A 12,782-nucleotide genomic window follows, 5' to 3' on the forward strand; every position below is an offset into this window, starting at 1 on the left:
CGCGGCCGGACGTGCAGAACGCCGGACGCATTCGACGCAGGATAAACCCATTGAACACGCGTGTGTTGACCCGAATCAGCGTGCCGGTCACGCAGCGTCAGCGGTGAGGAAACCGGGGACGGACGCGCAATCCCGACGTGCGGCGCGCGCCGCGCGGCCCGTCGGCGCAACCGCGGTGCAGCAATTTTCCGCGCCGCCGCATCGCGTCTTCCCGTGCCCGCGAACCGGCATCAGGCCGTCGGTACGATCGCTCGCGCGGCGCCGACTCGATCATTCGTTTTCCTCAGAATGCGTTGCGCCCGATGAAGCCGCGCACCACCGTCAGCAGGATGATCTTGATGTCGAACCAGAAGCTCCAGTTCTGCATGTAGAACAGATCGAACTTCACGCGCGCCGCCATCGCCTCGACCTTGCGCGTCTCGCCGCGATAGCCGTTCACCTGGGCCCATCCGGTGATGCCGGGCCGCACACGGTAGCGGTACATGTAGCAGTCGACCAGTTGGCGATAGAAGTCGTCGTGTTCGATCGCATGCGGACGCGGGCCGACCACCGACATCTGCCCGAACAACACGTTGAAGAACTGCGGCAGCTCGTCGAGCGAGGTGCGCCGCAGGAACGCGCCGACGCGCGTGATGCGCGCATCGTTGCGCGACGCCTGCCGCAGGACGCCCGGCTGCGCGCGATGCACGCGCATCGTCCGGAACTTCAGGATGTCGAACTCACGGCCGTCGACGCCCTTGCGGCGCTGCCTGAACAGCACGGGCCCGGGCGAAGACAGCTTGACCGCGATCGCGAGCATCGTCAGCAGCGGCAGCAATGGAATCAGCACGGCGAACGCGAACAGCCGGTCGAATGCGAACTTCGCCCACAGCTCCGGCGCGGAGCGCGGCGTGGTCGCGAGATTGATCGCCGGCATGCCCAGCACGTCGGTCGCGGAGCGATCGACGACCGCCATCTGCCGCACGTCGGGCAACAGCCGCAACTCGACGAACTCGTCGCGCAGTTCGCGCACGATGCGCTGGATCCGCCACTCGTGCGACATCGGCAGCGTGAGCCAGACCTCGTCGATGTGACCGCCGCGAATCCGGTCGCGCAACGCGTTCCAGTCGTCGATCACCGGCACGCCGCCGATGCCGCTCGCGGCGGCCGCCGCATCGTCGTCGAATACGCACGCGGCCACGAACGGGCCGTTCGGCGCAAGCTGCATCCGCTCGATCGCCACGCGCCCGTAGGCCGTTGCGCCGACGACGGCGACGCGGCGTTGCCGTGCGCGCGGGTCGCCGCGCGTCAGCGCGAGCGCCAGCAGCGCCGCGCGCCCGAGCAGCAGCGTCGCGTCGCCAGCCAGCACCGTTTGCACGATCCAGCGCGTCGTGACCGTGCCGCCGCGATTCATCATCCATACCGTGCCGGCCACCGTCAGCACGCTCGCGCACATCACCGCCACCAGCGTGTGCGTCAGCACGTGCGCGCCGCCCTGCACCGCCACGCCGCCGCGCACGGTGCGCAGGTAGCGCGGCAGCAGTGCCACCGTCAGCACGCACAGCAGCGCGATCGCGCCGCGCTGCGCGTCGGACAGCGCATGCCAGCCGAGGCCCGACGCCGCCTGTGCGGCGAGCGCCCCCGCCAGCACGAGCACGACGTCGGCCGCCGCGATCGCGGCACGCCGCATCGCATTCGTTCCACCGGACATCGGCTGCATCGTCACGCACCGTGTGCCGGGAATCCGCGACGGCTCTCCAGCATGCGCGGGTGGACCGTCGCCGGCCTCGCATTCCCGCGCGTGCCGAGCAGCCGGCGATAGTCCGCGCGAATCAGGTCGTAGCATTCGCACGCGTGATGTTCGAGGCCGTCGCGGTCGAGCACCGTGATGCGGCCGCGGCGCTGCCGGATCAGCCCGGCTTCCTGCAGGTTGCCGGCCGCCTCCGTCACACCCTCGCGCCGCACGCCGAGCATGTTCGCGATCGTCTGCTGCGTGACGGTCAGCTCGTCGCCGTCGATCCGGTCATGCGCGAGCAGCAGCCAGCGGCTGAGCTGCTCGCTGACCGAGTGGTGGCGGTTGCACAGCGCGCTGCGCGAGATTTGCGCCATCGTCGCCTGGCAGGTGTTCAGCAGCAGCCGGTAGGTCTGCGGCGACCGCTCGAACTCGGAGCGCATCACGCAACTCGGCACGCGATAGGCCATTCCGCCGATGCGCACCTCGACCCGGCTCGACGCCGCGATGCCGCCCACCAGCGTCCCCAGCCCGACCACCCCCTCGCGGCCGACCACCGCCACCTCGACCATCGCACCGTCCTCCATCAGGTGCTGCACCGACATCATCGCCGTCGTCGGAAAGTGCAGATGACGCATCGGTTCGCCGACCCGGTCGAGCATCCCGGCCTTGATCCTGACCAGTTCGAGATGCGGTGCGATGGTGCGGATGCTGTCCTCCGGGAGGGCAGCAAGGATGGCGTTCGCCGAGTAGCTCGAGTGAAGATGAAGCATGTCTGTATCCCTTTATCGTCCGCGCCGCCTGCAGCCGCGTGCACGGAACTCGTTATCGCGATGCGCGTCCGGACATTGATGCGGTTGCGGCCCACAACCCCGAATCCGACTGACCATCGGCTTGTCATCGCCGGATTGAGTCCACTGCCACGTTTCGACACGCCAGCCCGAATAAGCGATTTACGTGCCAATACCCGTCCATCCTTAATATATGAATCACATTCGATTTAGAGCCCGCGAATAACCGGCCCCAAAAGCAAAAAAACGTCTCATTTCCGGACACTCGCCCGCGCAACGGACACAGCAGGCATTCGATCGATCAATCCCCACGCATCGGGCCGGCATGGTCGCGTGGGACCACGATGCTTACCGTTCAAATACTTACGGCCGATTTTCAATTGTTTCCATGATGTGCAGCGCAGCATTCCCCAACGTCGGCGCGCCGCACACGTTCGTTTCAAACTGTCTCAAATTTGAATCGGCACACTAATTCAGACCTCTGTCGGTTAGCGCACATATCGCTTACAAACCATTGATCCAATTGAAAAATCAGGCGATCCCCATTTTTTTGTCAAACAATGTTCAATGACTTTCCGGCACTTCGCGGTACGATGCGCAACGTCGTTCGATTGATTCCCTGTCGGCATTGAATGACAAGAAAGCACACGATTCCATTTCCGGATGATTAATTTCAGGGAAACGAATCATTAAATCGACATAACGTTTGCGGCCAATCTCAACCGTCAAACTTTGTGAAATGGCAGGATGCGCAATTATGTGAATTCAATTGCGTGCTAGCCTTTTTTGCGAGTATCGTCATTCGGTTTTTGATCAACAAAAGTCCGCACGGTCGTGCGAAATTTCCGTTCCGGAGTTCGCGCGGACGACGCGCGACCGTCATTCTGCGAGGATGCGCCGTGACTCATCAGGCTCCCGACGCCGTCGCGTATGCGAACGGCATGATCGAGCTTTCCCACAGCTTCGATGCCAACCGTTTTCTCGCGGCCATCGACCGCGACGAACTCGCCACGCTGACGCCCCACCTTCAACTCGTTCACCTGAAATCCGGGCAGGTGCTCTGCGAACCCGGCGAAATGCTCGCCGCTGTCTACCTGCCGGTCACGACCGCGATCTCGCTGCAGTACGTGTCGTCTGGCGGCATGACGCTGGAAGTCGCGGAGATCGGCAGCGAAAGCGTGGTCTGCGACGACGTGATCGGCGGCAGCGGCCAGATGCCGTGTCGTGCGCTCGCGTGCCGCGACGGGTTCGTCTACCGGCTCGACCGGCGCGTCTTCGCGGCCGCGTTCGATGCGTCGCCGGTGATCCGCCATCTCGTGTTCGTCTGCGTGCGGCTGCTGATGGCGCAGGTCTCGCAGATCACGTTCTGCAGCCGTCATCACGTGCTCAAACATCAGTTATGCAGATGGTTTCTGCTCGCGTTCGACCGCACCCGCAGTATCGAGATCCAGGTGACGCACAGCATGCTCGCGCAAATGCTCGGCGTGCGGCGCGAAACGGTCACGGACGCCGCCGGCGAAATCCAGAAGCTCGGCCTGATCCGGCAATACCGCAGCTCGATCGAGCTCGCCGACCTCGGCGGCCTCGAAAAAATGTCGTGCGGCTGCCGCGCGATCGTGCGCGACGAGATGAAGCGCATCCTGTCGGCCGACTCGGGCGTGCCGGCAGCATCGCGCGCGTGACCGGCGTGCCGGACCGGGACGGCGCTTCGGCGCCGCACGCGTACCGGTTCAGCTGTTTGTAGGGTGGCGAACAGAACGCCGTGTCTGCCAGTGGTCTACTGATGCCGGACTGCCGGGGGGATGTCAGCGCATATCGCGCGTTCGCCCGAGCGGACGACACCACGCACGCCGGAGCAGCACGTGAAAAACGAAATCAGAACCATCCTGAAGCACGTCGCCCATCTCGAAGCCGCGATCGATTCGATCGGCGACGGGGACGACCTCTACGAAGCGGGCCTCTCCTCTCTCGATACGATCCAGTTGATGCTCGCGATCGAAAAGCAGTTCAACATCGAGATTCCCGACGAGATGCTGAACCGCAACCTGTTCCGCAGCATCGACGCGCTCGCGGACACGATCGCCACGCTGCAACGCACCGAGCACTCCGCATGAGCGCGCTGCTTCCCGAACTCGCGCCCGACAGCGAATCGCATCGCCTCGACGAGGCCGCGCATGCCGTCGCGCAAATCGCCGCCCAGCATGCCGATGCGGTCGATCGCGACGCGCGCTGCCCCGTCGAGGCGATCGAGGCGATGCGCGCGCGCCGCCTGCTCGGCGCGATGGTGCCGACCCATCTCGGCGGCGCGGGCGCGTCGCTGGAAGACATCGCGTCGGCCTGCTCGATCCTCGGCCAGGCCTGCGCGTCGTCGGCGATGGTGTTCGCGATGCACCAGATCCAGGTCGCGTGCATCGTCAACCACGCCGCCGACCAGGGCTGGCACAAGCTGTTCCTGCAGCAGCTCGTGCGTCACCAGTGGCTGCTGGCGTCGGCCACGTCGGAAGACGGCGTCGGCGGCAACCTGCGCGCGAGCCAGTGCGCGCTCGAAATCGACGGCGGCGGATTCCGGCTGCACAAGGCCGCGCCGACGATCTCGTACGGCGACTACGCGGACGGCATTCTCGCCACCGCGCGACGCGATGCGGATGCGCCGGCTTCCGAGCAGGTGCTCGTCACGCTGCTGCGCGACGGCTATACGCTCACGCGCCGCGGCGAATGGGACACGCTCGGCATGCGCGGCACGTGCAGCAACGGCTTCGTGCTCGACGCGCAGGGCGCCGCCGTGCAATGCCTGCCGGTGCCGTTCGCGAAGATCGCCGAGGAAACGATGGTGCCCGTCTCGCACATCCTGTGGGCCGCGGTGTGGATCGGCGTGGCCGGCGACGCGTTCCATCGCGCGCACCAGTTCTTCCGCGCGCAGGCGCGCCAGACCGACGGCGCGCCGTCGCCCGCCGCGCGGCGCATCGCCGAATCGCTGGCGCTGATGCAGGCGATGCAGGCCCGCGTCGACAACGTGCTGCGCCTCCACGCGAACGCGCGGGCCCGCTCGTGGTCGGCCGGCATGGCCTGGGCCGCCGAGATCAATACGCTGAAGACCTACGTGTCGGCGACCGCGCTCGAAGTCGCGCAGCAGGCGATGATGATCTGCGGGATGGCCGGCTACAAGCAGGGCACGCCGTTCAGCATCGGCCGCCACATTCGCGACCTGCACGCGGCGCCGCTGATGATCAGCAACGACCGCATTGCCGCCAACACTGCGAGCCTGTTGCTCGCGCTGCGTCCCGCGACGCTGGAGAAACATACGTGAACGATCGCCTCGCCGTGCCCTCCGCCGCCTCCGTTCCCGCCGACGCGCCGCTCGACCGTGCGGGCGTCAACCCGCTGCGCGACGCGCTGATCGACGCGGGCCTGCTGGTCTCGACCGGCATCCAGGGCCTGTTCGGCCGCAGCGAGCGATTCGAGCGCGTCGTCGAAGCGCTCGACGCGTTCGTCACGCGCATCGGCGCCGACCAGCAGGCCGAAGTGCTGCGCTTCCCGCCGGCGATGAGCCGCACCGAGTTCGAGCGCAGCGAATACATGAAGAGCTTCCCGCAACTGGCGGGCAGCGTGCATGCGTTCTGCGGCGACGAGCGCCAGCACCAGCGCGTGCTGCAATGCCTCGATCGCGGCGACGACTGGACCGAGAACCAGAAGCCGACCTACGTCGTGATGACGCCGGCCGCGTGCTACCCCGTGTATCCCGTCGTCGCGCGCGCGGGCGCGCTGCACCCGGACGGCCGCATCGTCGACGTGTTCTCGTACTGCTTCCGTCACGAACCGTCGCTCGACCCGACCCGCATGCAGTTGTTCCGGATGCGCGAGTACGTGCGGATCGGCACGCCCGAGCAGATCGTCTCGTTCCGCGAGACGTGGATCGAACGCGGCACGCGGATGATCGAAGCGCTGCGCCTGCCGAATGCGATCGATCTCGCGAACGACCCGTTCTTCGGGCGCGGCGGCAAGATCGTCGCGGACAGCCAGCGCGAGCAGAACCTGAAGTTCGAGCTGCTGATCCCGATCGAGCACGACGACCGCCAGACCGCGTGCCTGAGCTTCAACTACCACATGGACCATTTCGGGCTGCTGTGGGACATCCGTACCGCGACGGGCGACGTCGCGCACACGGGCTGCGTCGGTTTCGGCCTCGAGCGGCTCACGCTCGCGCTGTTCCACCACCACGGCTTCGATATCGACGCGTGGCCGCGCGACGTGCGCGACGTGCTGTGGGGTACGCGATGAGGTTCGTTTCCCGCGACGGCGAAGACGCGTCGTTCGAGAGCGTGCGCCATCGCGCGCGCCACTACCGGCCGCATCCGCTGCATAGTCAGGAGATGGTCTGGAAACAGACCAACTGCTACGTCGACATGTGGCTCGAGGTGCTCCGGTGGTGGGGTCTCAATCCGTACGCGGCGCTGCCGTTTACGATCGCGCTCGATTTCGAGGGCGACCAGTTCACCTTCTTCAAGTTTCCGCACGACGAGCTGGAGCGACTCTACGGGATCGTCGTGCAGGAACATTCGATCTACGAGCCGCTCGACCAGCACATCGAGACGCAGGTCGCGCGCGGCCACCTGATGATCGTCGAGGTCGATGCGTGGTTCCTGCCCGATACGCGCGGCAGCAGTTACCGCGCGCAGCACACGAAGACGACGATCGGCATCGACGCGATCGACCGCGGGAAGCACCAGATCGGCTATTTCCACAACAGCGGCTATTACGTCGCCGAGGATGTCGATTACAGCGGGCTCGTCGGCGGCAGTTCGCCGATGGCGCTGCCGCCGTACGTCGAATGCGCGAAGCGACGCTTTGCGCCGCTCGACGAGCGCGCGCTCTGCGATGCCTCCCTCGCCGCGCTGCAGCGCCACCTGCGGCGCCTGCCGGTCGTCGATCCGGTCGCGGCATTTCGCCGGCAGTTGCAGACCGACGCACCGATTCTCGCGGAAGCGCCGCTCGAACGCTTCCATGCGTACTCGTTCAATTCGGTGCGGCAGCTCGGCGCGAATTTCGAACTGTTCGGCCACTATGCGCGCTGGCTGCAGGCAAGCGGCTGCACCGGGCCGTTCGCCGAAATCCGCGCCGCGTGCGATCGCATCGCGTCGGAAGCGATGGTGCTCGAATTCCGGCTCGCGCGCGCGTGCGCACGCGGCAAGGAAGAGCGCGGCGATTCGACGCTCGACGCGATCGAGGCCGCGTATGGCGACCTCGTCGCGTGCGCGCGGCAGATCGGCGCGCCGCTGCGGCACGTGACGCCGGTGCGCTGCGACACGGAGCCCGTGTCGGCGATGCGGTGACGCGCGCGCGCCCCCTGCCCGCGTGGTCGATGCTGGCGACGCCCGCGGGCGCCGTGCAGCACCCGCGCGACCTCCCGGCTGACCCAGGCGGCTGGATCGCGGCGCCGGTGCCGGGCACGGTCGCGCAGGCGCTCGCGCTGGCCGGCCGGCTCGACGAAGCCGCGTCGCTCGACGAGCGCGACCACTGGTACCGGCTCGCGCTGCGCGGGCGCGGGCCGCGCATCCTGCGCTTTCACGGCCTCGCGACGCTTGCACAGGCGTGGCTCGACGACACGCCGATCCACAGCTCGGACAGCATGTTCGTCGCGCACGACGTGCCCGTGTCGCTCGACGGCACGCACCGGCTGACCGTCTGTTTCCGCGCCCTCGCGCCGCACCTGCGCGACGCGCGCGCGCCGCGCCGTGCGCGCTGGCGCACGCGGCTCGCCGAGCCGGCCGCGCTGCGCACGATCCGCACGTCGCTGTTCGGGCACATGCCGGGCTGGTTCCCGCCGTATGTGCCCACCGGCCCGTGGCGGCCCGTCGACGTGCTCGATCCGGCCGACGGGCCCGTTCTGGCCGATTGCACACTGCAGGCACGCGTCGAGGGCGACACGGGCTGGCTCGACGCGGAACTCACGTTCGCCGTGGCGCTGCCCGACACGTTCGCGGCGCGGCTGTCGTGCGGCGACCATCACGCGACGCTCGAACGTGCCGGCGCCGCTCAACTGCGCGCAAGCGTTCCGGTACCGAACGTGCGTCGCTGGTGGCCGCATACGCACGGCGAGCCGGCGCTCTACGAGATCGCGCTGCATATCGGCGATGCGCGCCGGCCGCTCGGCTCGACGGGTTTCCGCACGATCGACGTCGATTCCGGCGCGGACGGCAAGGGTTTCGGGCTGCGCGTCAACGGCGTGCCCGTATTCGCGCGCGGCGCATGCTGGAGCAGCGCCGCGCCGCTCGCGCTGCACGCGGACGACGCGACCTACGGCCGCCTGCTCGGGCTCGCGCGCGACGCCGGCTTCAACATGATCCGGGTAGGCGGCACGATGGCCTACGAGGCCGACGCCTTCCACGCATGGTGCGACCGGCTCGGGCTGCTGGTCTGGCAGGACTTCGGCTTCGCGAACTTCGATTACGCGCTCGACGACCCCGCGTTCGCGGCCAACGTCGACCGCGAAGCGAGCCAGTTCCTCTCGCGTCACGGCGCTTCGCCGTCGCTTGCGGTGCTGTGCGGCGGCAGCGAGATCGCGCAACAGGCCGCGATGTCGGGGCTCGGGCCGAAGCAGCGCTTTCTCGAGCTGACGGCCGACCGGCTGGCCGCTCACGCGGCCGCGCACCGCCCCGACGTCCCGTACGTGCCCGATTCGCCCGACGGCGGCGTGCTGCCGTTCACGCCGCGCGAACGCGTGTCGCACTACTACGGCGTCGGCGCGTACCTGCGCCCGCTCGACGACGCGCGCCGCGCGGACGTGCGCTTCGCGAGCGAATGCCTCGCATTCGCGAACCTGCCATGCGATGCGACGCTCGCCGAACTCGGCTGGCCCGGCGTGCACGAACCGCGCTGGAAGGCGGCCGTGCCGCGCGACCCCGGCACGTCGTGGGATTTCGACGATATCCGCGACCACTATCTGCAGACGCTGTACGACGTCGCGCCCGACCGGCTGCGGCGCGAGGATCCTGCGCGCTATGTCGAGCTGTCGCGCGCGGTGATCGCGGACGTGATGCGCGAGACGTTTTCCGAATGGCGACGCATCGGTTCGCGGTGCGCCGGCGCGCTCGTGTGGCAATTCCAGGACGTGATGCCGGGCGCCGGATGGGGCGTGATCGACGCCGCGCACCGGCCGAAATCGGCATGGTATGCGCTGCGCCAGGTGCTGCAGCCGGTCCAGGTGCTGCTCGTCGACGAAGGGCTGAACGGGCTCGACGTGCATGTGGTCAACGAGCGCCCGGCGCCGCTGTCGGCCGCGATCGAGCTGGTCGCGCTGCGCGACGGCCGCACGCCGGTCGCCCGGGCCGGCTGCGCGGTGCGGATCGCCGCGCACGACACGGTGCGGCTCGGCTCGGCCGAACTGCTCGGCCGCTTCTTCGATTGGACCTACGCGTACCGCTTCGGCCCGTGCGAACACGATACGGTGGTCGCCACGCTGCGCGCCGACGACGGCACGCCGCTGTCGCAGGCGTTCCATTTCCCGTCCCGCACGCATCCGGCCGTGCTGGCGCGGCGCGAACCCGGGATCGAGGCGTGCGTGTCGCGCACCGGCGGGACCTGGCACGTCGACATCGACACGCGACACGTCGCCCGCCACGTGCAGATCGACGCGCCCGGCTTCATGCCGAGCGACGACTGGTTCCATCTCGCGCCCGGCACGCCGGCGCGCATCGCGCTCATTCCGTCGAGAATCGACGGGAAGCCTGCGGCGGCCGACGATAACGCACCGCCTGCGGTGGAAATCCGGGCCGTCAACGCCGCGCGCGCCGTGCGGGCCACGCCGGCCGGATGATGCGACGCTCGCGGCCGCCGCGAGCGTCATGCTTCCCGTATCAGTCGGACGAGCCCGTCCCGCGCGGTCGCTCGATCCCGTACGCCTCCATCCAGCGATACAGCGTCGCGCGCGACACGCCGAGCTCGCGCGCGGAAGCCGCGACGCGCCCGCGCGTCCGCAGCAACGCGGTTTCGATCGCCTCGCGCTCGATCGACTTGCGGATATCGGCGACCGACGGCGACGCCGCATCGAGGCAGTATTCGAGCTCGAGGTCCTGCGCGGTGATCAGGCGCCCCTCCGTCATCACGACCGCACGGCGCACGCGGTTGATCAGTTCGCGGACATTGCCCGGCCAGTCGTGCTTGTAGAGCGCCGTGATCGCATCCGTCGAGAACCCGCGCACGCGATGGCGCGCATCGCCGCGAAAACGCTCGAGCATGTGATGCGCGAGCAGCTCGATGTCCTTGCCGCGCGCGCGCAGCGGCGGCTGGTCGATGCGCATCACGCACAGCCGGTGGAACAGGTCGGCGCGAAAACGCCCTTCCTCCATCGCATCGCGCAGATCGACGTGCGTCGCCGACACGATCCTCACATCGACCGGCACCGGATCGCTGCCGCCGAGACGATGAATCGAGCGCTCCTGCAGAAACCGCAGCAGGCTTGCCTGGCTCTCGTGCGGCAGATCGCCGATTTCGTCGAGCAGCAGCGTGCCGCCGTTCGCGGCTTCGACGTAGCCGATCTTGCGCGCGTTCGCGCCGGTAAACGCGCCGCGCTCATAGCCGAACAGCTCCGATTGCAGCAAATGCGGCGGAATCGCACCGCAGTTGACCGCGACGAACGGGCCGTTGCGCCGCTCCGAATGACGATGGATCGCGACGGCCGTGAGTTCCTTGCCGGTGCCGGTTTCGCCGAACACGAACACCGGTGCGTCGGTGCGCGCGAAACGCCGCACCGTGTCGAACAGCCGCAGCATCGCGCTGCAGGTGCCGACGATACCCTTTTCCTCCGATTCGAGCTGTTCGCGATCGCGCGCGAACAGGCATTCCATGCCGTACGCATGGCCGACCGTATCGGCGATCCGCTGGTGCGACGCCGGCAACGTGACATAGTCGAAGCAGTAGTCGCGCAACAGCGCGCGCACGTTCGGCGACGCGGTCTGGCCGACGTCCACGAGCGCCACCCAGACGACGTCGCGCATCGACGCGCAGGTCGACGCGATGCTGCCGATCGCATCGGCGTGGCCGCCGCTCAGGTCGAGAATGCCGCAGGTAATTTCGCCCGACGTGTCGCGCAGTTCGCTCGCATGCGCGACCACCGTCACTTTCCAGTCGCGGCGCGACAATTCCTTTCGCAGCATCACGGACGGCGACTGCGTCCAGTAAATCAGCGGACGCTGCCCGTTACCGCTCCCCACGCCGGCGCTCTTATCGCGCGTTATTGGCATATTCATAACGAACCGTCACTTTCCGCACTCCGCGAACCGTTCGCGTGCGCTGCGACCGGCGGCGCATGGCCGCCTTTCCGCGCTGCGTTTGCGCAGCGTTGGCGAAGATCGAAACTGCACACGGCGAACACCCCCGGAGGTCGAGCCGAATGTCATCCGGCCTCGTTGTCATCGAACTCGAACGGAATGCGCGGCTTCGGGAGCCATGACATTCCGGCTTTGAAGCGACCCGCCGTCAGGCGGGGCACGTCGGCAAACGGAGACCCCGTCCGCATGTACGGCGCGTCGTACGCGACAGTCGCGCCCGCCGCGGAACCGGACGGCCGCCAAACCGTCGCCGGATTGGCCGCCCCATTTCATCCGCACCTGAATTTACACCCCGTTTCGAGTTGACCTTGTTACCAAAAGATAAACCTGAATCAGGCGGTTACGCTGCCCCGGGTTGCGCGCCATGCGCGTTTGACCACCGAGATTTGATTATCTACGACCATTGCCGTCAATCAGTGGCAAATACTACTTTTCCGCAATATTGATCCTGTCGATTACCTGCGATTTCCGCCGAAATCTCCCAAAAATACATGGAACAGTGCTCCACGGGCCGCATAATCGCGCCGGCCGCCGCGTAACCGCATTGCGTTACGCCGGTGCGCCGGCCGCCCGGTCGTTACACGCCGTAATCACCAGCATCGCGCCGCGCAGGCGTTTTCGGGGCATTCCCGCCGAGCGGCCTGGATTCAGGAGGCCGGCCCGCGCGTCGTGCGGTGCAGCACGATGGCCCTCCTCGCGCGACCGCCAACCCGCCCGTCTCGACCCGAAGCCGGCACGCCGGAAGATCACCACGGCGGTGCAAACGCGCGACCGGCAGCGTGCCGACTCACGGGTGCACGCCGCGGGGGCGCGCGCGATTTTGACGGGACACGGTGAGATCGCATCCTCCGGTCGGCACCACGCGATCGACGATGCGCCGTGCCGGGCGCGGCCGCGCTTCATTGCCGGCCGCCACGATGAATCAATTATGAAAAAGCACCGGCCCCGACGGTG

General features: G+C 67.6%; 9 protein-coding genes. 6 read left to right on the forward strand and 3 right to left on the reverse strand.

Going from position 1 to position 12,782, the window contains the following annotated elements:
* Positions 1 to 283 precede the first annotated feature (283 nt).
* Positions 284 to 1,690, reverse strand: a complete 1,407-nt coding sequence (locus tag LGM42_RS02905; protein WP_060311716.1) for an undecaprenyl-phosphate glucose phosphotransferase — start codon at positions 1,688 to 1,690, stop codon at positions 284 to 286.
* 11 nt (positions 1,691 to 1,701) lie between these two features.
* A complete protein-coding gene (locus LGM42_RS02910; RefSeq protein ID WP_060311054.1) occupies positions 1,702 to 2,484 on the reverse strand; it encodes a Crp/Fnr family transcriptional regulator in 783 nt (260 codons plus the stop codon).
* A gap of 917 nt (positions 2,485 to 3,401) precedes the next feature.
* Here LGM42_RS02910 and LGM42_RS02915 point away from each other — a divergent pair.
* The 6 genes from LGM42_RS02915 (at position 3,402) to LGM42_RS02940 (ending at position 10,315) form a co-directional block, all read left to right on the forward strand.
* Complete coding sequence (locus tag LGM42_RS02915) at positions 3,402 to 4,184, forward strand: Crp/Fnr family transcriptional regulator (RefSeq protein WP_179231773.1); 783 nt, start codon at positions 3,402 to 3,404, stop codon at positions 4,182 to 4,184.
* A gap of 180 nt (positions 4,185 to 4,364) precedes the next feature.
* Positions 4,365 to 4,616: an acyl carrier protein gene (locus tag LGM42_RS02920; RefSeq protein WP_006490451.1), complete on the forward strand. Its 252-nt coding sequence runs from the start codon at positions 4,365 to 4,367 to the stop codon at positions 4,614 to 4,616.
* Entirely contained in the window at positions 4,613 to 5,809 is a 1,197-nt protein-coding gene (locus tag LGM42_RS02925) for an acyl-CoA dehydrogenase family protein (RefSeq protein WP_226231519.1), read from the forward strand. Before LGM42_RS02920 ends, LGM42_RS02925 begins: the two co-directional genes overlap by 4 nt.
* Positions 5,806 to 6,780 (forward strand): amino acid--[acyl-carrier-protein] ligase, encoded by a 975-nt coding sequence (locus LGM42_RS02930; protein WP_226231520.1) that lies wholly within the window; start codon positions 5,806 to 5,808, stop codon positions 6,778 to 6,780. The genes LGM42_RS02925 and LGM42_RS02930 overlap by 4 nt, the downstream gene beginning before the upstream one ends.
* On the forward strand, positions 6,777 to 7,832 hold the full coding sequence (locus LGM42_RS02935; RefSeq protein WP_226231521.1) for a DUF1839 family protein: 1,056 nt from the start codon (positions 6,777 to 6,779) through the stop codon (positions 7,830 to 7,832). The genes LGM42_RS02930 and LGM42_RS02935 overlap by 4 nt, the downstream gene beginning before the upstream one ends.
* A gap of 29 nt (positions 7,833 to 7,861) precedes the next feature.
* Positions 7,862 to 10,315 carry a glycoside hydrolase family 2 protein gene (locus tag LGM42_RS02940; RefSeq protein WP_226231522.1) on the forward strand — a complete coding sequence of 818 codons (2,454 nt, stop codon included), beginning with the start codon at positions 7,862 to 7,864 and terminating at the stop codon, positions 10,313 to 10,315.
* A gap of 40 nt (positions 10,316 to 10,355) precedes the next feature.
* On the opposite strand, the gene LGM42_RS02945 is transcribed toward LGM42_RS02940, so the two are convergent.
* On the reverse strand, positions 10,356 to 11,747 hold the full coding sequence (locus LGM42_RS02945; protein WP_060311058.1) for a sigma-54 dependent transcriptional regulator: 1,392 nt from the start codon (positions 11,745 to 11,747) through the stop codon (positions 10,356 to 10,358).
* Positions 11,748 to 12,782: the final 1,035 nt, after the last annotated feature.

The organism is Burkholderia sp. AU39826 (assembly GCF_020419965.1).
GTDB classification, from domain to species: domain Bacteria; phylum Pseudomonadota; class Gammaproteobacteria; order Burkholderiales; family Burkholderiaceae; genus Burkholderia; species Burkholderia semiarida.

Bases quoted from the DNA above. Each gene is read 5' to 3' on its own strand.
- LGM42_RS02905 (WP_060311716.1), bottom strand. From the start codon at position 1,690: ATGTCCGGTGGAACGAATGCGATGCGGCGTGCCGCGATCGCGGCGGCC.
- LGM42_RS02910 (WP_060311054.1), bottom strand. From the start codon at position 2,484: ATGCTTCATCTTCACTCGAGCTACTCGGCGAACGCCATCCTTGCTGCC.
- LGM42_RS02925 (WP_226231519.1), top strand. From the start codon at position 4,613: ATGAGCGCGCTGCTTCCCGAACTCGCGCCCGACAGCGAATCGCATCGC.
- LGM42_RS02935 (WP_226231521.1), top strand. From the start codon at position 6,777: ATGAGGTTCGTTTCCCGCGACGGCGAAGACGCGTCGTTCGAGAGCGTG.
- LGM42_RS02940 (WP_226231522.1), top strand. From the start codon at position 7,862: ATGCTGGCGACGCCCGCGGGCGCCGTGCAGCACCCGCGCGACCTCCCG.
- LGM42_RS02945 (WP_060311058.1), bottom strand. From the start codon at position 11,747: ATGAATATGCCAATAACGCGCGATAAGAGCGCCGGCGTGGGGAGCGGT.